Annotated in this window: 21 protein-coding genes; 10 read left to right on the forward strand and 11 right to left on the reverse strand. The window is 72.5% G+C overall.

Annotated elements, in window-relative coordinates:
• Positions 1–11 precede the first annotated feature (11 nt).
• A complete protein-coding gene (locus ACRWNP_RS00195; protein ID WP_431958785.1) occupies positions 12–545 on the forward strand; it encodes a hypothetical protein in 534 nt (177 codons plus the stop codon).
• A 54-nt stretch (positions 546–599) separates the two neighbouring features.
• Here the strand turns inward: ACRWNP_RS00195 and ACRWNP_RS00200 are convergent, their stop codons facing one another.
• The 3 genes from ACRWNP_RS00200 to ssd all read right to left on the reverse strand — a co-directional run bounded on the left by ACRWNP_RS00200 (position 600) and on the right by ssd (position 3,384).
• Positions 600–827, reverse strand: a complete 228-nt coding sequence (locus ACRWNP_RS00200; protein ID WP_431958786.1) for a GntR family transcriptional regulator — start codon at positions 825–827, stop codon at positions 600–602.
• A 179-nt stretch (positions 828–1,006) separates the two neighbouring features.
• Positions 1,007–2,290: a TadA family conjugal transfer-associated ATPase gene (locus tag ACRWNP_RS00205; RefSeq protein ID WP_431958787.1), complete on the reverse strand. Its 1,284-nt coding sequence runs from the start codon at positions 2,288–2,290 to the stop codon at positions 1,007–1,009.
• Positions 2,287–3,384, reverse strand: coding sequence for a septum site-determining protein Ssd (gene ssd, locus ACRWNP_RS00210; RefSeq protein WP_431958788.1), 1,098 nt, complete (start codon positions 3,382–3,384; stop codon positions 2,287–2,289). The genes ACRWNP_RS00205 and ssd overlap by 4 nt, the downstream gene beginning before the upstream one ends.
• Positions 3,385–3,938: 554 nt before the next feature.
• Here ssd and ACRWNP_RS00215 point away from each other — a divergent pair.
• Entirely contained in the window at positions 3,939–4,769 is an 831-nt protein-coding gene (locus ACRWNP_RS00215; RefSeq protein ID WP_431958789.1) for an HAD family hydrolase, read from the forward strand.
• Positions 4,770–5,140: 371 nt separating this feature from the next.
• Here the strand turns inward: ACRWNP_RS00215 and ACRWNP_RS00220 are convergent, their stop codons facing one another.
• Positions 5,141–5,971, reverse strand: a complete 831-nt coding sequence (locus ACRWNP_RS00220; protein ID WP_431958790.1) for an oxidoreductase — start codon at positions 5,969–5,971, stop codon at positions 5,141–5,143.
• A 200-nt stretch (positions 5,972–6,171) separates the two neighbouring features.
• Between ACRWNP_RS00220 and ACRWNP_RS00225 the strand changes: the two genes are divergently transcribed.
• The 7 genes from ACRWNP_RS00225 (at position 6,172) to ACRWNP_RS00255 (ending at position 15,241) form a co-directional block, all read left to right on the forward strand.
• A complete protein-coding gene (locus tag ACRWNP_RS00225; RefSeq protein WP_431958791.1) occupies positions 6,172–7,152 on the forward strand; it encodes an ATP-binding protein in 981 nt (326 codons plus the stop codon).
• A 196-nt stretch (positions 7,153–7,348) separates the two neighbouring features.
• On the forward strand, positions 7,349–9,643 hold the full coding sequence (locus tag ACRWNP_RS00230; protein WP_431958792.1) for a SulP family inorganic anion transporter: 2,295 nt from the start codon (positions 7,349–7,351) through the stop codon (positions 9,641–9,643).
• A 245-nt stretch (positions 9,644–9,888) separates the two neighbouring features.
• On the forward strand, positions 9,889–11,850 hold the full coding sequence (gene acs, locus ACRWNP_RS00235) for an acetate--CoA ligase (protein ID WP_431958793.1): 1,962 nt from the start codon (positions 9,889–9,891) through the stop codon (positions 11,848–11,850).
• Positions 11,851–12,053: 203 nt separating this feature from the next.
• Positions 12,054–13,493, forward strand: coding sequence for a Na+/H+ antiporter NhaA (gene nhaA / locus ACRWNP_RS00240; protein WP_431958794.1), 1,440 nt, complete (start codon positions 12,054–12,056; stop codon positions 13,491–13,493).
• A 52-nt stretch (positions 13,494–13,545) separates the two neighbouring features.
• On the forward strand, positions 13,546–14,028 hold the full coding sequence (locus ACRWNP_RS00245; RefSeq protein ID WP_431958795.1) for a phage holin family protein: 483 nt from the start codon (positions 13,546–13,548) through the stop codon (positions 14,026–14,028).
• 12 nt (positions 14,029–14,040) lie between these two features.
• Positions 14,041–14,964, forward strand: coding sequence for an alpha/beta fold hydrolase (locus tag ACRWNP_RS00250; RefSeq protein ID WP_431958796.1), 924 nt, complete (start codon positions 14,041–14,043; stop codon positions 14,962–14,964).
• 94 nt (positions 14,965–15,058) lie between these two features.
• A complete protein-coding gene (locus ACRWNP_RS00255) occupies positions 15,059–15,241 on the forward strand; it encodes a hypothetical protein (protein WP_431958797.1) in 183 nt (60 codons plus the stop codon).
• Positions 15,242–15,282: 41 nt separating this feature from the next.
• On the opposite strand, the gene ACRWNP_RS00260 is transcribed toward ACRWNP_RS00255, so the two are convergent.
• The 3 genes from ACRWNP_RS00260 to nth are packed head-to-tail and all read right to left on the reverse strand — an operon-like array spanning position 15,283 to position 18,006.
• Positions 15,283–16,485: a MarP family serine protease gene (locus ACRWNP_RS00260; RefSeq protein ID WP_431958798.1), complete on the reverse strand. Its 1,203-nt coding sequence runs from the start codon at positions 16,483–16,485 to the stop codon at positions 15,283–15,285.
• A gap of 22 nt (positions 16,486–16,507) precedes the next feature.
• Complete coding sequence (locus ACRWNP_RS00265) at positions 16,508–17,188, reverse strand: NUDIX hydrolase (protein WP_431958799.1); 681 nt, start codon at positions 17,186–17,188, stop codon at positions 16,508–16,510.
• Positions 17,185–18,006 carry an endonuclease III gene (gene nth / locus ACRWNP_RS00270; RefSeq protein ID WP_431958800.1) on the reverse strand — a complete coding sequence of 274 codons (822 nt, stop codon included), beginning with the start codon at positions 18,004–18,006 and terminating at the stop codon, positions 17,185–17,187. Before nth ends, ACRWNP_RS00265 begins: the two co-directional genes overlap by 4 nt.
• A gap of 254 nt (positions 18,007–18,260) precedes the next feature.
• Here nth and ACRWNP_RS00275 point away from each other — a divergent pair, with 254 nt between their 5' ends.
• Positions 18,261–18,935 carry a Crp/Fnr family transcriptional regulator gene (locus ACRWNP_RS00275; RefSeq protein WP_431958801.1) on the forward strand — a complete coding sequence of 225 codons (675 nt, stop codon included), beginning with the start codon at positions 18,261–18,263 and terminating at the stop codon, positions 18,933–18,935.
• An 80-nt stretch (positions 18,936–19,015) separates the two neighbouring features.
• Here the strand turns inward: ACRWNP_RS00275 and ACRWNP_RS00280 are convergent, their stop codons facing one another.
• The 4 genes from ACRWNP_RS00280 to ACRWNP_RS00295 all read right to left on the reverse strand — a co-directional run bounded on the left by ACRWNP_RS00280 (position 19,016) and on the right by ACRWNP_RS00295 (position 21,438).
• Positions 19,016–19,840, reverse strand: a complete 825-nt coding sequence (locus ACRWNP_RS00280; protein WP_431958802.1) for an MBL fold metallo-hydrolase — start codon at positions 19,838–19,840, stop codon at positions 19,016–19,018.
• Complete coding sequence (locus tag ACRWNP_RS00285; protein ID WP_431958803.1) at positions 19,837–20,706, reverse strand: NUDIX hydrolase; 870 nt, start codon at positions 20,704–20,706, stop codon at positions 19,837–19,839. The genes ACRWNP_RS00280 and ACRWNP_RS00285 overlap by 4 nt, the downstream gene beginning before the upstream one ends.
• A 109-nt stretch (positions 20,707–20,815) precedes the next feature.
• Positions 20,816–21,280: a RidA family protein gene (locus ACRWNP_RS00290; protein WP_431958804.1), complete on the reverse strand. Its 465-nt coding sequence runs from the start codon at positions 21,278–21,280 to the stop codon at positions 20,816–20,818.
• Complete coding sequence (locus ACRWNP_RS00295; protein WP_431958805.1) at positions 21,277–21,438, reverse strand: DUF4177 domain-containing protein; 162 nt, start codon at positions 21,436–21,438, stop codon at positions 21,277–21,279. Before ACRWNP_RS00295 ends, ACRWNP_RS00290 begins: the two co-directional genes overlap by 4 nt.
• Between the last annotated feature and the right edge of the window lie 68 nt (positions 21,439–21,506).

Here is a 21,506-nt window from a genome sequence, read left to right on the forward strand (position 1 = left end):
AGGGGTACCGAATGAACACCGAACACACGCACCGCGCGATGGGCCGGGGGGCCGCTGTGCACGTCATCCTGGCCTCCGGCTGGACGGCTTGCGGCAAGCAAGGGGTCTACGGCGAGCCGGTCATTACCGGTTCGACGTGCAAGGTCTGCGAACGCCGGTCGCCTGAGCTCGTGAAGCCGATCGCTCCCGCGCCGGTCGAGGCTCCGAAGCCCAAGGCCAAGCGGAAGGCCCCGAAGGGCCGCAAGCCCCGCGCCACGAAGGCGGCGGGTACGACGAAACTCTTCGCCTCCGACAAGAACGCCGACGCCGCCACGATCCCCGGCGCTCGCTGGGCGGCGAAGGTCCGCGCGACCGGTGCGCTCACGGCGTCCGTGAACTGCGCCGAGTATGGACTGATCGATGCCGCCGACAAGTGGATGGCTCTGTGCGTGACGCACAACGAGCAGGACTTCCACCCGACCCACCGCGACGCGTGGACGGCTCGCCGCCGCCCGCAGGACTGGTGTGGCGGATGCGCCGCGATCGCTGCCGGGGGTACCGACTGACCCGGCCAACTGCTAAGACGCCCCTCAGTGAACCGCTGGGGGGCGTTTTCGCGTTTACACGTCCGCGACGAACGACCCTTGCCCGAGCACGGTCCGCAGTCGCCCCTCCGCGCGCAGCGCCGCCACCGCCTTCTGAACGGTCGAAGCGGCGACGTCCAGCTCGGCCGCGAGGTCGACGACCGCCGGGAAACGAGAGCCGGGCGGGTACGTACCCGCGTCCAAGCGCCGCCTGAGCTCGTCGGCGACTTGCGGCCACACGGGAACGGAGCGGTCAAGATCCATGGTGCCTAGCGTCCGCGAATGTGCGTCATCGTGCGACCGCGCATGCGCGAATGCGCGTATGCTCAACGGCGAGAGGACCCCGGCGACGGAGGCAACCGTCCCGGGGCTTGGCCACTCGCTTAGAGGAGCGAATGACATGCATGAGGCTACCGCCCCGCGCCGACTTGGCACCGACCCGCTCACGGGGAAGACCGTGTTCGCCCTGACCAAGCCGGGCTCCCCCTTGGACCGGGCCGCAGACGTCGCCGAGGTCGAAGCCGCCGTCGCTCTTCACGCGGTGGTTGAGACGATCTTGGAGGCTGGCGAAGCGATCGGCGACGCCGAACGGGCCGTGTTCCTGGAGCCCATGACTGCGGCGCTGGGGAAGGTGATCGCGATCGCCGCGAAGCACCTCGACGACCCGGGCGACGCGTTGGACAGCACCGCCGCCCGCGCACTGCTCGACGTCCTTCGCCGCGCGCACCACTGACCGCGCCTGCTCGCCGCTGAACGGCCGAACGACCGCCCTCGGGTACATCCCGGGGGCATCGTCGTTCACGCGCCCCAATCGGCCGTCCTGACGATTCGGCAGAGGTGCGTGTACGGTCAGCGTGCCATTCGCCTTCGTGACCGGTGTTGAGGGCGCCCAGCAGATCGAGGACCTCGGGCCCGCGCACCTCGCCGACCACCAACCGGTCCGGCCGCATGCGCAGCGCCTGCCGTACGAGGTCCCGCAGGGTGACCAGCCCGGCGCCTTCCTGGTTGGCGGGCCGGGTCTCCAGCCGTACGACGTGCGGATGGCGCGGCCGCAGCTCGGCGGAGTCCTCGGCGAGGACGATGCGCTCGCCCGGCGGGACGAGGCCGAGCAGGCAGCTCAGCAGTGTGGTCTTGCCGGAGCCCGTGCCGCCGGAGACCAGGTACGACAGGCGGGCGTCCAGCACCGCCCGCAGGAGGGCGGCCGTACCGCCGTCCATGCTGCCCGCGGCCATCAGCTCGTCCAGGGTGAAGGCCCGGGTGCGGACGACGCGCAGGGACAGGCACGGGGCGCCGACCACCACCGGCGGCAGCACCGCGTGCAGCCTGGTGCCGTCCGGCAGCCGGGCGTCCACCCAGGGCCGGGCGTCGTCCAGGCGTCGTCCGGCCGCGGAGGCGAGCCGCTGGGCGAGCCTGCGCACCGCCGCGGCGTCCGCGAACCGCACGTCGGTGCGCTCCAGTCCGGCGCCCCGGTCGGCCCACACCTCGTCCGGCCCGTTCACCAGGACATCGGTGACGTCCGGCTCGGCGAGCAGCCCCTCCAGGGGCCCGGCGCCGACCATCTCCGAGCGCAGGGCGGCCACCACGTCGAGCACCTCGGTGTCGCCCAGCAGCCGGCCCTGCGCCCGCAATGCGGCGGCCACGCCGGCCGGGGTGGGCTCGTCCCCCGAGGCGGCCAGCCGCAGGCGCACGGCGTCGAGCAGGGCGGGTGTCATCACGTCGGCGCTCATGCGGCCACGCTCCCGCCACCGGGCAGCGCCGCGGTGAGGAAGGCCGAGCAGAACCCTGCCAGCGGGCCCCGGCCGCTGCTTCCCGGTGCCTCGCCGCTGTCCAGGGCGAGGCGCAGGCCGGGCTCCGGCGGCAGCTCGCCGGCGAGCGGGAGCCCGACCAGCTCGGCGAGCGTCTCGTCGGTGAGCCCCGAGCCGAAGGGGCCGCGGGCGACGACCCGCAGGTCCCGCAGCACCATGGCCATCCGCGAGGCGACGCGGCCGGCGGCGGCGACCGCGCGCAACTCGGCCGGGACGACCAGCAGGCCGACGTCGATCTGGGCGAGCGCCTCGGCCACGGCCTCGTCCATCCGGCGCGGCAGGTCGACGACCACCACGCCGCCGCGCCGCCGGGCGGCGCCCATCACCGACCGCATGGCCGGCGGCGGGATGACGACGCTGTCGCCCCGGTCCCAGCTGAGCACGCTCAGGGCGTGCGTACAGGGGAGCGACTCCTCCAGGGCGCCGCTGTTGACCCGGCCCCGTGACTCGGCGAGGTCGGGCCAGCGCAGCCCGCCCACCCGTTCGGCCCCGAGCAGCACGTCCAGCCCGCCGCCGAGCGGATCGGCGTCGACGAGCATGGTGCGGCGCCCGGAGCGGGCGGCCGTGACGGCCATCGCGCAGGCCAGGGTGCTGGCGCCCGCGCCACCGCGGCCGCCCACCACGCCGATCGTCAGGGCCGGGTCGCCGGCGCCCTCCGCCACGTCGGCGATCCGGTCGACCAGCCAGGTCTCGGCGTCGGGCAGGAAGACGACGTGCTCGGCGCCGACGTCCACGGCGCGGCGCCACACGTCGGGATCGTCCAAGTCCCGGCCGACGAGGAGCACGCCCCGCCGGCGGTGCGCCGTGTCCGGCACCCGGCGGACGTCGTCGGCGCCGACGAGCACCAGCGGCGCACCCTCCCAGCTGCCCGGCGCCGGCGGGACCCCGAAGGCGACCTCCGGCTCCGCGCCGGCCGCGGCGCACAGACGCAGCAGGTCGTCCAGGAGGGCCCCGTCCTCGGTGACGATCAGCGGGCCGCCATCGGATTCGTCCTTTCCGCGCGGGCGTCCGGACACCCGCCCGGACGGCCACCCGCCACGCGTTCCTTTTGTTTCATCGTTGAATGATTCGGCCACCTCGGCGTCCCCCTCGCTCGTTCCGGCCCGTCCCGTCGGTATCGGGCACATGCACCGGACCCATCTCCGGCGCGGCATTTGCCGCCAGAGTCTCGTGAGTCGCCGAAAATTGATGATCTTGGTGGTAATCCGTGGATAACCAGGCCGTTGTGGATATCCCCGCCACCCACCCGAGTGGCTTCCGCCGGGCAGCGCAACGAATGCGATCCGTCACTCACGGTAGTCGCACAAGAAAAAAGACCGGCCCCCCGCGGAAGCCGCGGGGGGCCGATCACATGCCGGGCGCGTCCGGACTCAAGGCCTGAATATGCCCCCGGACATGCGACGACCCCCGCCGGGGGGGAGAGCGGGGGTCGTCCCCACGGTCCGACTCGGGGGGGGAGGAGCCAGACCGGGTTAGCACGGTCGCGAACGATCCGTGACTTCCATGGTGTACCCGATGGCCTTCTCAGGCAAACCCACGCGCAGGAGCTTACGCCGAATGGTGGGTCCCTATGCTCGTCCTCGTGGAAAACCACCTGTCGCCGCGCACCGCCGCGTTCTTCGATCTCGACAAGACGGTGATCGCCAAGTCGAGCACCTTGGCGTTCAGCAGGCCGTTCTACCAAGGCGGCCTCATCAACCGCCGCGCCGTGCTGCGGACCGCGTACGCCCAGTTCGTCTATCTGCTCGGCGGCGCAGACCACGACCAGATGGAGGGGATGCGAAAGTACCTCTCCGACATGTGCCGGGGATGGAACGTGCAGCAGGTGCGGGAGATCGTGGCCGAGACCCTCCACGACCTCATCGACCCCATCATCTTCGACGAGGCGGCCTCCCTCATCGAGGAACACCACCTGGCCGGCCGCGACGTCGTCATCGTCAGCGCCTCGGGCGCCGAGGTCGTGGAGCCCATCGGCGAGATGCTCGGCGCGGACCACGTCATCGCCACCCGGATGGCGGTCGAGGACGGGTGCTACACCGGCCGGATCGAACACTACGTCTACGGCCCGGCCAAGGCGCGGGCCATCACCGAGCTCGCGGCGGCCGAGGGTTACGACCTCAAACGCTGCTTCGCCTACAGCGACTCGGTGACCGACATCCCGATGCTCGAGTCGGTCGGCCACCCCTACACGGTCAACCCCGACCGCGGGCTGCGCCGGGAGGCGGCGTCACGCGAATGGCCGATACTCACCTTCAGCCGTCCGGTCCGGCTGCACCAGCGGGTGCCCGCGCTGACGATGCCCTCGGGTCCGGTGCTGGCGCTCGCCGCGGTCGGCGCGGCCGCCGCCACGGCGGGACTCGTGTGGTACGCGGCCCGCCGGCGCAGGCCCGTCCTGTACTGATAGGCACCCGAACGCACCCTTCGGGGAGATCGCGCTGATCAGACCCCGTATGCAGCAAAGAACTGCGGTGAGGGGTTCCGGTTCTCCCGAAGGTGCAGTAGAAAGGTTGTACGGCCCGCGAGACCACGGACTTCCGCGAGGAACCCCGTCGAATCAGGCCCCACGGACCGAGCATGACAGCTGGGAACCCACGCGACGCGGACCCGCTGACCGGGCCGGCCGCACCAGGTACGGGCAAAGTCCCCGACCTGATGGGCAGACATCGTGCACGCCTGGTAACCCGACCGTCATGCCAGCGGCGGCACCCACGCGGTGCCGCCGCAACCTTGTGCCCCCGGATCCCGCCGGGCGCGGCCGGCGGGTGCTACGTGCTACGCGGCGCCGCGCTGCAGGGCCTCGCAGACCGCCACGCTCTCCCGTACGCCCAGACCCACGGCCTGCCCGCAGTGCGAGATCCAGGCCGCCATGCCCTCGGGCGTGCCGGAGACGTAGCCCCGCAGCGCCTTCAGGTAGTCCGCGCGCCCGAGTTCGGCGTGGCCGACCTCGGCCGGGCAGATGGACTTGGGGTCCAGACCGCTCCCGACGAGGACGACGCGCTGCGCGGCCCGCGCCACGATGCCGTTGTACGAGCCGAAGGGCCGCAGGCACAGCAACTCGCCGTGCACGACCGCGGCAACGACCAGCGCCGGCGCCTGGCTGCCCGACAGCAGCAGGTCGGCGAGCCCGTCGAGGCGCGCGACGACCTCCGCGGTGTCGGGCAGCGGGAACTCGGCGACGTCCAGGAGCGGTTCCTCGACCTTCTCGCCCGTCTGCCGCGGCCGGCCGACCGTCTCGTCCGGTGAGACGCCGCCGGCCGCGACCAGGTGCAGCCGGGCCAGCGCCTGCAGCGGCGACCGGCGCCAGACGGAGAGCAACTGGCCGGCCTCGGCGGTGAGCCGCAGCGCGGCGCCCACCGCGCGCGACTCGTCATCGGAGGAGAAGTCGCTGCGCCTGCGCACCTCTTCCAGCGCCCAGTCGGCGCCGGCGAGCGCCGCGGAACCGCGGGCGCCGCGCAGCGCCGCCTCCGAGGACACCTCCTCGGAGCGGCGGCGCATCACCCGGTGCCCGTAGACCTGGTCCACGGCATTCCGTACGGTGTCCACCGACTCGGCGACACCGGGGAGCGAACCGAGAACGGCGAGCGGATCAGCTGTCGTACCCATACCCACGACCCTACGCACCCCCGGCGGCGCCTCGGTGGGCGAGTGGGCATCGTCACGCGCGCCGCGGGCTCCCGCGCCACCCCTGACCGGAGCCAGGACGGGCCGCGGGGGCAGCCCAGACAAGCCCGGATGTCCACCGACGGGTGAACTCCCGCGGCGGAATCCGCATGCGACGCGCCCCGTCACTACGCTTAACGAACATGAAGATCGCTTTCGTCGGAAAGGGCGGCAGCGGCAAGACCACGCTGTCCTCCCTCTTCATCCGCCACCTCGCCGCCGCCCACGCCCCCGTCGTGGCCGTCGACGCCGACATCAACCAGCACCTCGGCCCGGCGCTCGGCCTCGACGAGGAGGAGGCCGCCGTCCTTCCGGCGATGGGCGCCCACCTCCCGGAGATCAAGGAGTACCTGCGTGGCACCAACCCGCGGATCGCGTCCGCGGAGACGATGATCAAGACCACCCCGCCCGGCGAGGGCTCCCGCCTGCTGCGGATCACCGAGGACAACCCGGTCTACGCCGCCTGCGCCCGGCCCGTCGCGCTCGACGGCGGCGAGGCGCGACTGATGGTCACCGGCCCCTTCGACGAGTCCGACCTGGGGGTGGCCTGCTACCACTCGAAGGTCGGGGCGGTGGAGCTGTTCCTCAACCATCTGGTCGACGGCCGCGAGGAGTACGTCGTCGTCGACATGACGGCCGGCAGCGACTCCTTCGCCTCCGGCATGTTCACCCGCTTCGACATGACCTTCCTCGTCGCCGAGCCCACCCGCAAGGGCGTGGCGGTCTACCGCCAGTACAAGGAGTACGCCCGGGACTTCGGGGTCGCCCTGCACGTCGTCGGCAACAAGGTGCAGGGCCCGGACGACGTGGACTTCCTGCGCTCGCACGTGGGCGACGACCTGCTGGTCACCGTCGGGCACTCGGACTGGGTCCGCGCCATGGAGAAGGGCCGCCCCCCGTGCTTCGGGGAACTGGAGGAGCCCAACCGCGCCGCGCTGCGGTCGATGCGTGACGCCGCGGACGCCACGTACGAGCGGCGCGACTGGGGGCGCTACACCCGCCAGATGGTCCACTTCCACCTCAAGAACGCGGAGAGCTGGGGCAACGCGAGGACCGGCGCGGACCTCGCCTCCCAGGTCGATCCGGGCTTCGTCCTGGGCGAACGGTTCACTCTCACCGGGTAATCGTTCGCCCGTTCGGGCGAATCCTCATCCACGGACCCTTTGTCTGCATTACTCTCCATTTACCGACTCTTGAGAGTGTTCGGGCAATCGCATTCCGTTACTCGCAAGGCCGAAGCACCCGCCGCAACAGCCGTGACCACGACCGCGTACGCGCACCAGCCGGACGCAGCCGCGCCGCCCCGGAGGAGACGGGAACATGCACGCCACGCCAGAACCACAGCCGCAGCAGTCGCAGATCCCACCGCTGGATCTGCCGCCACCAACGCTCCGCGCCGACGACGGGACCGCTGCCTGGCAGCACGACCTGTCGGCCTCGGTCACCGTCTTCCTGATCGCCGTCCCGCTGTCGCTGGGCATCGCCCTGGCCACCGGCGCCCCGCTGGAGTCGGGGCTGATCGCCGCCGCGGTCGGCGGCATCGTCGCGGGGCTGATGGGCGGTGCGCCGCTCCAGGTCAGCGGTGCCGCCACCAGCCTGGTGGTGGTCACCGCCGAGCTCGTCCAGCGCTACGGCTGGCGGACCACCTGTGCCATCACGGTGCTGGCCGGGCTCACCCAACTCGCCCTGGGCGCCCTGCGGGTGGCCCGGGCTGCGCTCGCCGTCAGCCCGGCGATCGTGCACGGCATGCTGGCGGGCATCGGCGCCGCCATCGCGCTCGCCCAGCTTCATGTCGTGCTCGGCGCCCGCCCGGACAGCTCGGCGCTCGCCAATCTCACCGCCCTGCCACAGCAGTTGTCATCCCCGCACCCGGGCGCTCTGCTGATCGCAGGCGTCACGGTGACCGTGCTGGTCGGCTGGCCGCGCCTGCCCGGGCGGGCCGGCAGGACACTGCGCACGGTGCCCGCGCCGCTCGCAGCCGTCGCGGCGGCGACCGCCGTCGGCGCGCCCATCGCGGTGCCGCGGGTCGACCTGCCCGCCTGGCAGGCGGTGGCGCTGCCAGGGCTGCCACACGGGCCGGTGCTCGGTATCGCCGCCGCCGTCCTGACCGTCACCCTGGTGGCGAGCATGGAGTCCCTGCTGTCTGCGGTGGCGATCGACAAGCTGCGCTCCGGGCGCGGGGCGCCCGGGGACGCCGTGCCGGCCCGCCTCAACCGGGAACTGCTCGGACAGGGCGCGTCCAACGTGGTCTCGGGCCTGCTCGGCGGGCTGCCGGTGGCCGGCGGCGCGATCCGCGGCTCGGCGAACGTGGCCGCGGGCGCGCGGACGCGCCGGTCCACGACGCTGCACGGGGTGTGGGTGCTGCTCTGCGCCGGGCTGCTGGCCGGGCTGCTGGAGCACATCCCGCTCGCCGCCCTCGCCGCCCTGGTCATGGTGGTCGGGATGAAGATGGTGAGCTTCGCGCACATCAAGCACGTGCAACGGCACCGGGAGTTCCCGGTCTACGCGGCGACGCTCGGCGCGGTGCTGCTGATCGGCGTGCTGGAGGGGGTCCTGACCGGCATCGCGGTGGCCGTCTTCCTGTCACTGCGCCGGCTGACGCACACCAGGATCACGGTGACGGAGGAGTCCGGCGTCCACCAGGTGCACGTACGGGGCCAGTTGACCTTCCTCGCGGTGCCCCGGCTGACCCGGGCGCTGGCGGAGGTGCCGGAGGGGACCCGCGCCGTGGTCACCCTGGACGGCTCCTTCATGGACCACGCGGCGTACGAATCGCTGCAGCACTGGTGCGACGGCCACCGGGCGCGCGGCGGCTGGTCCACCCTCACGGGCCGCTCGGGAACCCCGATCGCGGTCCCGTCGAGCGCGCACGCCTGCCGCCCCTGGACGCCGTGGCGCAACCACCACTGCACCAAGCCGGGCACGGAGGCGGGGGCCGCCGGGCAGTTGGTGGGCGGGCTCAGCGCCTTCCAGCGCAACACGGCGCCGCTGGTCAGGGACGAGTTGGCGCGGCTCGCCCGCGAGGGGCAGCGGCCCACCCAGCTCTTCCTCACCTGCGCCGACTCACGCCTGGTCACCAGCATGATCACCTCGAGTGGGCCAGGTGACCTGTTCACCGTGCGCAACGTGGGAAACCTGATGCCGCCGCCCGGCGCCGACGCCTCCTGCGACTCCGTGGGCGCCGCCATCGAGTACGCGGTGGAGGTGCTGAAGGTCGGCAGCATCACCGTGTGCGGGCATTCCGGGTGCGGTGCCATGCAGGCACTGCTGAGCGGGGCGGGCCACGAGCCGGGGGCGCAGACCCCGCTGGCCCGCTGGCTCCGCCACGGCCGGCCGAGCCTCGCGCGGCTGGAGCGCATCGGCCGGCCCGGACGCGGCGAGGTCGCCCTCGCGGACCGCCCGGTGGCCGACGAGCTGGAACGGCTCTGCCTCGTCAATGTCGTACAGCAGCTGGACCATCTGATGGCCCATGCCTGCGTCGCCCGCAGGGTGGCCGAGGGATCACTCCAGCTGCACGGCATGTACTTCCACGTCGCCGAGGCCCAGGCCTACGTCCTCGACGGTGGGACCGGCACGTTCGCCGCCGTGCGGCCGGAAGTGCTCGACGCCGTCTGAGACCGTCCGAGTGGGCCGCCCGCATCAGGCGACCCGCGCGTCCCGGCCCGCCGTGCACCTGACGGCGGGCCGGCCCATGTCCGGGCACTCCGCCCATAACACCCACGAGACCCACGACGCCCATGGCGCCCATGACACCGCGACAGGTCTAAACCAATTTTTGCCGCGAACCCTTGTCATTTCGCCCCTCCGGCTGGTGAGCTATGGCCTGGGACACAAGAGGACACCCTGCGAAGGAGCACGGCGTGAGCAACGAGAGCCTGGCCAACCTTTTGAAGGAGGAGCGCCGGTTCGCTCCGCCCGCCGAGCTGGCGGCCGGTGCCAATGTGACCGCGGAGGCCTACCAGCAGGCCGGTGACGACCGACTGGGCTTCTGGGCGGCGCAGGCCCGCCGGCTGACCTGGGCGAAGGAGCCGACGAAGACCCTGGACTGGTCCAACCCGCCGTTCGCGAAGTGGTTCGCCGACGGCACCCTGAACGTCGCCTACAACTGCGTCGACCGGCACGTCGAGGCCGGCAACGGCGACCGGGTGGCGATCCATTTCGAGGGCGAGCCCGGCGACGGCCGGGCCGTCACCTACGCCGAGCTCAAGGACGAGGTGAGCCGCGCCGCGAACGCGCTGACCGAGCTGGGCGTGACGGCCGGTGACCGGGTCGCCATCTACATGCCCATGATCCCCGAAACCGTCGTGGCGATGCTGGCCTGCGCCCGCGTCGGCGCCGCGCACTCGGTGGTCTTCGGCGGTTTCTCGGCCGACGCGCTCGCCGCCCGTATCCAGGACGCCGACGCCAAGGTGGTCATCACCGCCGACGGCGGCTACCGCCGCGGCAAGCCCTCCGCGCTGAAGCCCGCCGTGGACGACGCCGTCGCCCGCGCCGGCGGCGTGGAGAAGGTGCTGGTCGTGCGCCGCACCGGCCAGGAGGTCGCCTGGACCGAGGACCGCGACCTGTGGTGGCACGAACTGGTCGAGCGGCAGTCCGCCGAGCACACCCCGGAAGCCTTCGAGGCCGAGCACCTGCTCTTCATCCTCTACACCTCCGGCACCACCGGTAAGCCCAAGGGCATCCTGCACACCTCGGGTGGCTACCTGACGCAGACCTCCTACACCCACCACGCGGTCTTCGACCTCAAGCCGGAGACCGACGTCTACTGGTGCACCGCCGACGTCGGCTGGGTCACCGGCCACTCGTACATCGTCTACGGCCCGCTGGCCAACGGCGCCACCCAGGTGCTGTACGAGGGCACCCCGGACACCCCGCACCAGGGCCGCTTCTGGGAGATCGTCCAGAAGTACGGGGTCACGATCCTCTACACCGCCCCCACGGCGATCCGCACGTTCATGAAGTGGGGCGACGACATCCCCGCCAAGTTCGACCTGTCCTCGCTGCGCGTCCTGGGCAGCGTCGGCGAGCCGATCAACCCCGAGGCGTGGATCTGGTACCGCGAGCACATCGGCCGCGGCAGTTGCCCGATCGTGGACACCTGGTGGCAGACCGAGACCGGCGCCATGATGATCTCCCCCCTGCCCGGCGTGACGGAGACCAAGCCCGGCTCCGCGCAGCGCCCGCTGCCCGGCATCTCCGCCACCGTCGTGGACGACGACGCCAACGAGGTGCCCGACGGCTCCGGCGGCTACCTCGTCCTCACCGAGCCGTGGCCGTCGATGCTCCGCACCATCTGGGGCGACGACCAGCGCTACCTGGACACCTACTGGTCCCGCTTCGAGGGCCGCTACTTCGCCGGCGACGGCGCCAAGAAGGACGAGGACGGCGACATCTGGCTGCTGGGCCGGGTGGACGACGTCATGCTCGTCTCGGGCCACAACATCTCCACTACGGAGGTCGAGTCGGCCCTCGTCTCGCACCCGAAGGTCGCCGAGGCGGCCGTGGTCGGCGCCGCCGACGCCACCACCGGCCAGGCCATCGTCGCCTTCGTGATCCTGCGCGGCACCGCCGCGTCCGAGGACGGCGAGGAGCTGATCGCCGAGCTGCGCGACCACGTCGCCAAGACGCTCGGCCCGATCGCCAAGCCGAAGCGGATCCTCACGGTGGCCGAGCTGCCGAAGACCCGCTCCGGCAAGATCATGCGGCGCCTGCTGCGCGACGTCGCCGAGAACCGGGAGCTGGGGGACGTCACCACACTGACGGACTCCACGGTCATGGACCTCATCCAGACGAAGCTCCCGAGCGCCGCGAGCGAGGACTGACCGTTCCGCGTCACCGCACCGAAGAGGCCCCCGCGGGGGCCTCTTCGCCGTTTCCCGGCGGCGGGAGCGCCCCTGCGACCCCCGGCGATTGTCCGTAATGTGAAGAACGCCGGAGCCTCCGGCGCCGACCCGGTAACCGCGCGTAAGAAACGCGACAGTGAATCGGGGCGTGCGGGGAGGTCTGGTCGGCAAGGTGATCAGCCATGCCGAGCCCGACCGGAGGTCCACCCCCCGTGACCGCGACCAACCGCCGCCGTTCCGTCTTCCTGGGCCGGATGCCCCTCCCCGAGCGGAACTACGTCGCCGACGCGCTGCGGACGGAGACCGTGGGCGGCGTAATTCTGCTGCTGGCCGCCGTCGTCGCGCTGATCTGGGCGAACAGCCCGCTGAGCGCCTCGTACCGGTCCACCGTCGCCTTCACCTTCGGGCCCGAGTCGCTGCACCTGGACCTGTCGGTGGGGCACTGGGCCGCGGACGGACTGCTGACGGTCTTCTTCTTCGTCGCCGGCATCGAGCTCAAACGGGAACTGGTCGCGGGCGAGCTGCGCCGTCCGTCGGCGGCGGCGCTCCCCGTCATCGCCGCGGTCTGCGGCATGGCCGCGCCCGCGGTCGTGTACGCGGTGGTCAACGGCGTCGGCGGCGGCTCCCTGCAGGGCTGGGCGGTGCCCACGGCGACCGACATCGCGTTCGCCCTCGCGGTGCTGGCCGTGCTCGGCACCTCGCTGCCGTCGGCGCTGCGCGCGTTCCTGCTGACCCTGGCGGTCGTGGACGACCTCTTCGCGATCCTGATCATCGCGGTCTTCTTCACCTCGGGGATCAACCTCGTCGCGCTGGCGCTGGCCCTCGCCGGGCTCGTGCTGTTCCGGCTGCTGCTCCACAAGGAGGTGCGCGGCTGGTACGTGTACGTGCCGCTCGCCCTGGTCAACTGGGCGCTGATGCACGCCAGCGGGGTGCACGCCACGATCGCGGGCGTCGCGATGGGCCTGATGCTGCGCTGCCACCGCCGCGAGGGCGAGGAGCGGTCCCCCGGAGAGCGGATCGAGCACCTCGTACGGCCGCTGTCGGCCGGACTCGCGGTGCCGCTGTTCGCGCTCTTCTCCGCGGGGGTGCCGATCGCCGGCAGCGCGGTCGCCGAGGTGTTCGGCCGCCCCGAGACGCTGGGCGTGGTGCTGGGACTGGTCGTCGGCAAGCCGCTCGGCGTGATCGGCGGCACCTGGCTGGCCGCACGCTTCACCCGCGCGGCGCTCAACCCCGACCTGGCCTGGGCCGACGTGCTGGCCGTCGCCACGCTCGCGGGGATCGGCTTCACGGTCTCCCTGCTCATCGGCGAGCTGGCCTTCGAGGGCGACCAGCTGCTGACCGAGGAGGTCAAGGCGGCCGTCCTGCTCGGGTCGTTCATCGCCGCGGTGCTCGCCGCGGTGCTGCTGAAGCTCCGCAACGCCAAGTACCGGCGCATGTGCGAGGACGAGGAGCGCGACGAGGACCGGGACGGCGTCCCCGACGTCTACGAGTGGGCGAACCCCGAGTTCCACCTGCGCATGGCCGCGATCCACGAGGCGAAGGCGGCCGAGCACCGCAGGCTCGCGGAAGTGGCGCGCTCCGGGGGCAGCGGCGAGGATGAGTCGGGCATGATCGGGGGGTAACCCGTTTGCCCCGGATGACGACTGACGCACCATGACGACGACGGAGGACCCGATGAGCCGAGCGGACGAGCCCGTGAACGTGGGGGTGACCGTGAGCCCCAACGGAAGCCGTAGCCTCGGTCAGCTCTTCGCCTCGGCGACGGCGGACCTGTCCGAGCTGGTCCACGAGGAGGTCGCCCTCGCCAAGGCCGAGCTGAGGCAGGACATGAAGCGCGCCGGCATGGGCGGCGGCGCGGTGGGCGCGGCCGGCATCCTGGCGCTCTTCTCGCTGCCGGTGCTGAGCTTCGCGGCGGCGTACGGCATCCACAACCTCGGGCTGGGCCTCGCCTGGTCGTTCCTGATCGTCGGCGCGGCCTATCTGGTGCTGGCCGGTGTGCTGGGCCTGATGGCGCGCTCGAAGTTCAAGAAGATCAAGAAGCCGGAGCGCAGCATCGCCTCGGCAAAGGAGACGGCGGCGGTGCTGCAGGGTGTCAAGCCGCACCCCCGGAGCGCCCACTCCGGCACGACGGGGGCCGCGGTTGAGGCCAAGGTGTGACACGCTCAGGGCATGACGGTCGCTGACAGTTCCCCGGTGGTACGCATCGACGGGCCCTGGACCCACCGGGACGTCGCCGCGAACGGTGCCCGCTTCCACATCGCCGAGCTCGGTGACGGCCCGCTGGTGCTGCTGCTGCACGGCTTCCCGCAGTTCTGGTGGACCTGGCGGCACCAGCTGATGGCGCTGGCCGACGCGGGCTTCCGCGCGGTCGCCATGGACCTGCGCGGAGTGGGCGGCAGTGACCGCACACCGCGCGGCTACGACCCCGCGAACCTGGCGCTCGACGTCACCGGCGTGATCCGCTCGCTCGGTGAGCCGGACGCCGCGCTGGTCGGGCACGACCTCGGCGGTTACCTGGCGTGGACGGCGGCGGCGATGCGGCCCAAGCTCGTCCGGCGGCTGGCGGTGTGCTCCATGCCGCATCCCCGGCGCTGGCGGTCGGCGATGCTGACGGACCTGCGGCACAGCGCGGCCGGCGGCTACGTGTGGGGGTTCCAGCGGCCGTTCATCCCGGAGCGGCAGCTGGTCGCGGACGACGCGGCGTTGGTGGGACGGCTGCTGCGGGACTGGTCGGGGCCCCGGCTGCCGGAGGACGAGACGGTGGACGCCTACCGCCGGGCGATGCTCATCCCGTCGACGGCGCACTGCTCGATCGAGCCGTACCGCTGGATGGTGCGCTCACTGGCCCGCGTGGACGGCTTCCAGTTCAACCGCCGCATGAAGCGTCCGGTGCGGGTGCCCACGCTGCATCTGCACGGTTCACTCGACCCGGCGATGCGGGCCCGGCACGCCGCGGGCAGCGGGGAGTACGTGGAGGCGCCGTACCGCTGGCGGCTCTTCGACGGTCTGGGGCACTTCCCCCATGAGGAGGATCCGGCGGCGTTCTCGACCGAGCTGGTCAACTGGCTCAAGGACCCCGAACCGGATCGTTAATCTCGTACGACGATCAGCCAAATGCCGGGCGCATAGGCCAACTGATGGAGCGCCAGGCGGTTACCGACCATGGACCCCGGGCAGACAGCTCGGTATGGGCTGGACGCACGACTACCGTGACGTGTCACGCGACCGCCGCGCCGACGGAGCGCGGATCACCACCGGGACGCAGGCCCCGGACCATCGGTCCGGAGGCTCCCGACTCGGTATTCCCCATATCCTCAGGCGCCGCGCCCGCTGGGTGGGCGCTCGGCTGAGGCATACCCGCAGCGACTGACCGCCCGGCCCCGCACCGGCCGGCAGGCTCCCCCGGCAGGCCTACAGGGCGCAGCCCTGTGTGTCGACCTGCCGGTTCGCCGTACGGCCGGCCCGGACGTCCGGCCCGACCTCGTCCGCCGTCAGGGCGTAGCCGGTGTCCGCGTCGTCGAGGGACTTGGCGAACACCACGCCGTAGACCCGCCCCTCGGGGGTGAGCAGCGGTCCGCCCGAGTTGCCCTGGCGGACGAGCGTGTACAGGGAGTAGACGTCGCGCTCCACGGTGCCCCGGTGGTAGATGTCCGGGCCCGAGGCGGGGATACGGCCGCGCACCCGGGCGGCTCGCACGTCGAAGCCGCCGTTCTCCGGGAAGCCGGCCACGATCGCGTCGTCCCGTGACCGGGCGTCGGTGGTGCTGAAGGACAACGCGGGCGCGTCCAGGGACGGTACGTCGATGACCGCGATGTCGCGCTGCCAGTCGTAGAGCACGACCTTGCCGTCGTACACCCGGCCCTCGCCGCCGATCTGCACCGTCGGGTTGTCGACGCCGCCGACGACGTGGGCGTTGGTCATCACGCGGTGCGGCGCGAAGACGAAGCCGGTGCCCTCCAGCACCTTGCCGCAGCTCGGTGCCGTGCCGACGACCTTGACGATGCTGCGCCGCGCGCGGCCGACGACCGCGCTGTCGGCGAGCGCCGGGTCCGGAGCGGGGACGGCGGTGATCGGCTCGTTGCCGAACGGCGAGAAGACCTGGGGCAGTCCGTTCTGCGCGAGCACCGAGCTGAAGTCGGCGAACCAGTTGTCGGCCTCGCGCGGCACGATCTGCGCCACCCCCAGCAGCACCCGGGAGGAGCGGACCTCGCGGCCGAGGCTGGGCAGCGTGGTGGTGGTGGCGAGCGCGGAACCGATGAGCCAGGCGACGAGCAGCATCGCCAGGACGTTGACCAGGGCGCCGCCGACGGCGTCGATCGCCCGCGCCGGGGACCAGCTGATGTGCGTACGGGCCTTGTTGCCGAGGTGCGTGGTGAAGGCCTGGCCCACCGAGGCGCACACGATGATCAGGACCACCGCCGCGACGACCGCCACCGTGCCGGGCTGGGCGTTGCCGGTGACCGCGTTCCAGATCGCGGGCAGTACGTAGACCGCGACCAGACCACCGCCGAGGAACCCGACCACCGACATCACGCCGACGACGAATCCCTGGCGGTAGCCCACGATCGCGAACCACACGGCGGCCAGCAACAACACGATGTCCAGCACATTCACCTGGACACCGTCTCATGGCGGATCAGCCCAGCGGGACCGTCTTTGCACGATCCCAGGGTCGTTCCCAGCCCGCGTGGTGGAGGATCCGGTCGATCAGGCCCGCGGTGAACCCCCACACCAGGGCGCCCTGCACGAGGAAGGCGGGCCCCTGGAGGCCGCTGGGATGCGTCACCATGGCCCGGTTGGCCGGATCGGTGAGATCCGCCACGGGGACGGTGAACACCCGTGCGGTCTCGGCCGGATCGACCGCTCCCACCGGGGACGGCGTACGCCACCAGCCGAGCACCGGCGTCACGACGAAATCGCTCACCGGGATGTAGAGCCGTGGGAGCACCCCGAAGACCTGCACCCCCGACGGGTCGAGGCCGGTCTCCTCCCAGGCTTCGCGCAGCGCGGCCCGCAGCGGGCCCTCGCCCTGCGGGTCGCCGTCCTCCGGATCGAGCGCGCCGCCCGGGAAGGAGGGCTGCCCCGCGTGCGAGCGCAGGGAGGCCGCCCGTTCCATCAGGAGCAGTTCGGGCCCTCCGGCCCCCGCGCCGAGAAGGATGAGGACGGCGGAGGGCCGGCCGCCGTTCGGCGGCGGCAGGAAACGGCTGAGCTGCTCGGGCCGCACGGCGTCGACCGCGCGGGCCACCGGGCCGAGCCAGGACGGCAACCCCTCGCGGTCGACCGATACGTCCTCGATGTCGGGTCGTGCCTGCGTCACTCCGCCTCCAGCGGCGGCGCCGCCTTGCCCGGGAACCCCGGCGGCGGCTTGAGCCGCTGCCCGGGGCCACCGCCCATCTCGTACTTCAGCAGCTTCTTCGCCTTCTCCGGATCCGTCTCGCCCTCGCCGTACGACGGGCACAGCGGTGCGATCGGGCAGACGCCGCAGGCGGGGCGGCGGGCGTGGCACATCCGGCGGCCGTGGAAGATCAGACGGTGCGAGAGCATCGTCCACTCGCTCTTCGGGAAGATCGCCATGATGTCCTGCTCGATCTTCTCCGGCTCCGTCGCGCTGGTCCAGCCGAAGCGGCGGACCAGCCGCTGGAAGTGGGTGTCCACGGTGAGGCCGGGGACGCCGAAGGCGTTGCCGAGCACCACGTTGGCCGTCTTGCGGCCCACGCCGGGAAGCGTGACCAGGTCCTCCAGCCGGCCGGGCACCTCGCCGCCGAAGCTGTCGCGGATCGCCGCCGACAGGCCGAGCAGCGCCCGCGCCTTGGCGCGGAAGAAACCGGTGGGGCGCAGGATCTGCTCCAGCTCCTCCGGGTCGGCGGCCGCCAGGTCCTCCGGCGTCGGGTACTTGGCGAACAGCGCCGGGGTGGTCTGGTTGACCCTCAGGTCGGTCGTCTGGGCCGAGAGCACCGTGGCGACGAGCAACTGGAAGGGGTTCTCGAAGTCGAGCTCGGGGTGGGCGTACGGGTACAGCTCGGTGAGCTCGCGGTTGATCCGGCGGGCCCTGCGGACCATCGCGAGCCGGGACTCGGGCTTGCCGGACGCCCGCGCGCGGCCGGCGGGGGTGTTGCGGGCGGCCTGTTCGCTCACAGCGGAATCCGCGGCGGCGGTCGCCCTCCCGGCCCCACCACCCTGCCGTTTCTTCTGCGCACTTGGCGTATCGGACACCCGGCCAGCCTAAGCCTCGCCACCGACAATCGCCCTGGAGAGCCGTGATCCGGCCCCCAAACGGACCCCCGGAGCACAATCACACGAGCACATAAGACAGACTTGTGATTGATCGCACTGTTTTGCTGTCGGGCATGATGGGGACCGACCCAGCGATGTCGACAAGGAGAGAGCTCGTGGACGACGTTCTGCGGCGCGCACCGCTTTTCGCGGCGCTCGACGATGAGCAGGCCGCTGAACTGCGCGCCTCCATGACGGAGGTCACGCTCGCGCGTGGCGACTCGCTGTTCCACGAGGGGGAACCCGGGGACCGGCTGTACGTCGTCACCGAGGGCAAGGTGAAGCTGCACCGCACCTCCCCCGACGGCCGCGAGAACATGCTCGCCGTGGTCGGCCCCGGCGAGCTGATCGGTGAGCTGTCGCTCTTCGACCCCGGCCCGCGCACGGCCACCGCCACCGCGCTGACCGAGGTGAAGCTGCTCGGCCTCGGCCACGGCGACCTGCAGCCCTGGCTCAACGCCCGCCCCGAGGTCGCCGCCGCGCTGCTGCGCGCCGTCGCCCGGCGCCTGCGCCGCACCAACGACGTCATGTCCGACCTGGTCTTCTCCGACGTCCCCGGCCGCGTGGCCAAGGCTCTGCTGGACCTGTCGCGCCGCTTCGGCGTGCAGTCCGAGGAGGGCATCCACGTCGTCCACGACCTGACGCAGGAGGAGCTCGCCCAGCTGGTGGGCGCCTCCCGGGAGACCGTCAACAAGGCCCTCGCCGACTTCGCGGGCCGCGGCTGGCTGCGCCTGGAGGCGCGGGCGGTCATCCTGCTGGACGTCGAGCGGCTGGCCAAGCGCTCGCGCTGACGCCCGTACGCGTACGAAGGGGCGCCCACCCTGGGCGCCCCTTCCGCGTCCGCGGGGCGCGCCGCGGGGCGTACCGGCCATCAGATCAGCCCGTGCTCCAGCAGGTAGTCCAGCTGCGCCCGCACCGACAGCTCGGCGGCCGGCCACAGGGCGCGGTCGACGTCCGCGTACACATGGGCGACGACCTCGGAGGGGGTCGTCAGGCCCTGCTCCACGGCCGTCTCCACCTGGGCGAGGCGGTGGGCGCGGTGGGCGAGGTAGAACTCGACGGCGCCGCGCGCGTCGGCGAGGACCGGGCCGTGGCCCGGCAGCACGGTGGCGACGCCGTCGTGCATCGTGAGCGCCTGCAGCCGGCGCAGGGAGTCCAGGTAGTCGCCCAGCCGCCCGTCGGGGTGGGCGACGACCGTGGTGCCGCGGCCGAGGACGGTGTCGCCGGTGAGCACGGCCCGGTCGGCGGGCAGGTGGAAGGAGAGCGAGTCCGCGGTGTGCCCCGGGGTGGGCACGACGCGCAGCTCCAGGCCGCCGGTGGTGACGACATCGCCCGCGGCGAGGCCCTCGTCGCCCAGGCGCAGCGCCGGGTCCAGGGCGCGCACCGGCGTGCCGGTCAGTTCGGCGAAGCGGCCCGCGCCCTCGGCGTGGTCGGGGTGCCCGTGGGTGAGCAGGGTGAGGGCGATCCTCTTGCCGAGGGAGTGCGCGGTGGACACCACGGTGTTCAGGTGACCGTCGTCGAGCGGTCCGGGGTCGATGACGACGGCGAGCTCGGAGTCCGGCTCGGAGACGATCCAGGTGTTCGTGCCGTCCAGCGTCATCGGCGAGGGGTTCGGCGCGAGCACGCACAACGCGCGGGGGGTCGCCCGCCCGCCGACCTCCGCGCGCGGGTTGCCGGGCTGCGGGGCCGAGGTCATTCGGCGGCTCCCATGCGCTTGGTGAACTCTTCGTGGCCGGGCCAGGTCAGCACGATCTCGTCGCCCACCAGCGTGGCCCGCGCCAGCACCGGGGCGAGGTCGCGTCCGTCCGCGGCGCCCTCCAGGGCCGCTCCCGCCGATTCGTACGGCAGCAGCTCGCGCAGCGTCGCGATCGTCGGCGGCAGCATGATCATCTCGCCGCGGTCGTAGCCGGCCACGGCCTCCGCGGGCCGCAGCCACACCGTACGGTCCGCCTCGCCCGACACGTCGCGGGTGCGCTGGCCGGGCGGGAGCGCGGTCACGAAGAACCACGTGTCGTACCGGCGCTCCTCGAACTCCGGGGTGATCCAGCGGGCCCACGGGCCGAGCAGGTCGGAGCGAAGCACCAGGGAGCGGCGGGCGAGGAAGTCGGCGAAGGACAGCTCCCGGGAGACCAGCGCGCGCCGGTCGGCCTCCCAGTCCTCGCCGGTGGTGTCCGCGACGACGGAGCCCTCGTCGGCCCCGGCCAGCAGCACGCCGGACTCCTCGAAGGTCTCGCGCACGGCCGCGCACACGATCGCCTGCGCGGAGGCGGGGTCCAGGCCGTCGCCCAGCCGGGCGGCCCAGGTCCGCGGCGAGGGTCCCGCCCAGGCCACCGGCCGCTCGTCGCGCGGGTCCACCCCGCCACCGGGATAGGCGTACGCGCCCGCCGCGAAGGCCATCGAGGCCCGGCGCCGCAGCATGTGCACGGCGGGGCCGCCATCGGCGTCCCGCAGCAGCAGGACGGTCGCCGCACGACGCGGCACGACGGGCTCCAGGGTGCCCGCGGTGAGGGCGCGGATGCGCTCGGGCCAGCTCGGCGGGAACCACTGGTTCGTGGTGGTCATGTGGCGGATGCTATGCGCTTGCGCGGGGATGTTCGATAGGGCCCGGGCCGCACGGGCCCGGGCACCCCTCCGGTGACCGGGCGCGGCCTGGCCGGAGGGGTACGGGACGTCAGTCCTCGACCTCGACCTGGATCTCGACCTCGACCGGCGCGTCGAGCGGCAGGACGGCCACCCCGACGGCGCTGCGGGCGTGCACGCCCTTGTCGCCGAGGACCTCGCCGAGCAGCTCGCTCGCGCCGTTGACGACGGAAGGCTGCCCGGTGAAGTCGGGGGCGGAGGCGACGAAGCCGACGACCTTCACGACGCGCTTGACGCGGTCGAGGTCACCCACGACGGAGCGGACCGCGGCCAGGGCGTTGAGCGCGCAGGTGCGGGCGAGCTGCTTGGCCTCGTCCGCGGTGACCTCGGCACCGACCTTGCCCGTGCAGGTCAGCTTGCCCTCGACGACGGGCAGCTGGCCCGACGTGTACACGTACGCGCCGGACCGGACGGCCGGGACGTACGCGGCGATCGGCGCGGCCACCGCGGGGAGCTCCAGCCCCAGTTCCGCGAGCCGCTGCTCGACGCCGCTCACGCGGTCTTCTCCCGCTTGAAGTACGCCACCAGTTGCTCGGGGTTGTTCGGGCCCGGCACGACCTGGACGAGCTCCCAGCCGTCCTCGCCCCAGGTGTCCAGGATCTGCTTCGTCGCGTGCACCAGCAGCGGCACGGTCGCGTATTCCCACTTCGTCATGAGGGGACTGTAATGCCTGGCACAGCCCCGCCCCTGCGTAGCCCCGCCCTCTACTGGTTAGGCTCGCA

The organism is Actinacidiphila sp. bgisy160 (assembly GCF_965342435.1).
GTDB lineage: Bacteria > Actinomycetota > Actinomycetes > Streptomycetales > Streptomycetaceae > Actinacidiphila.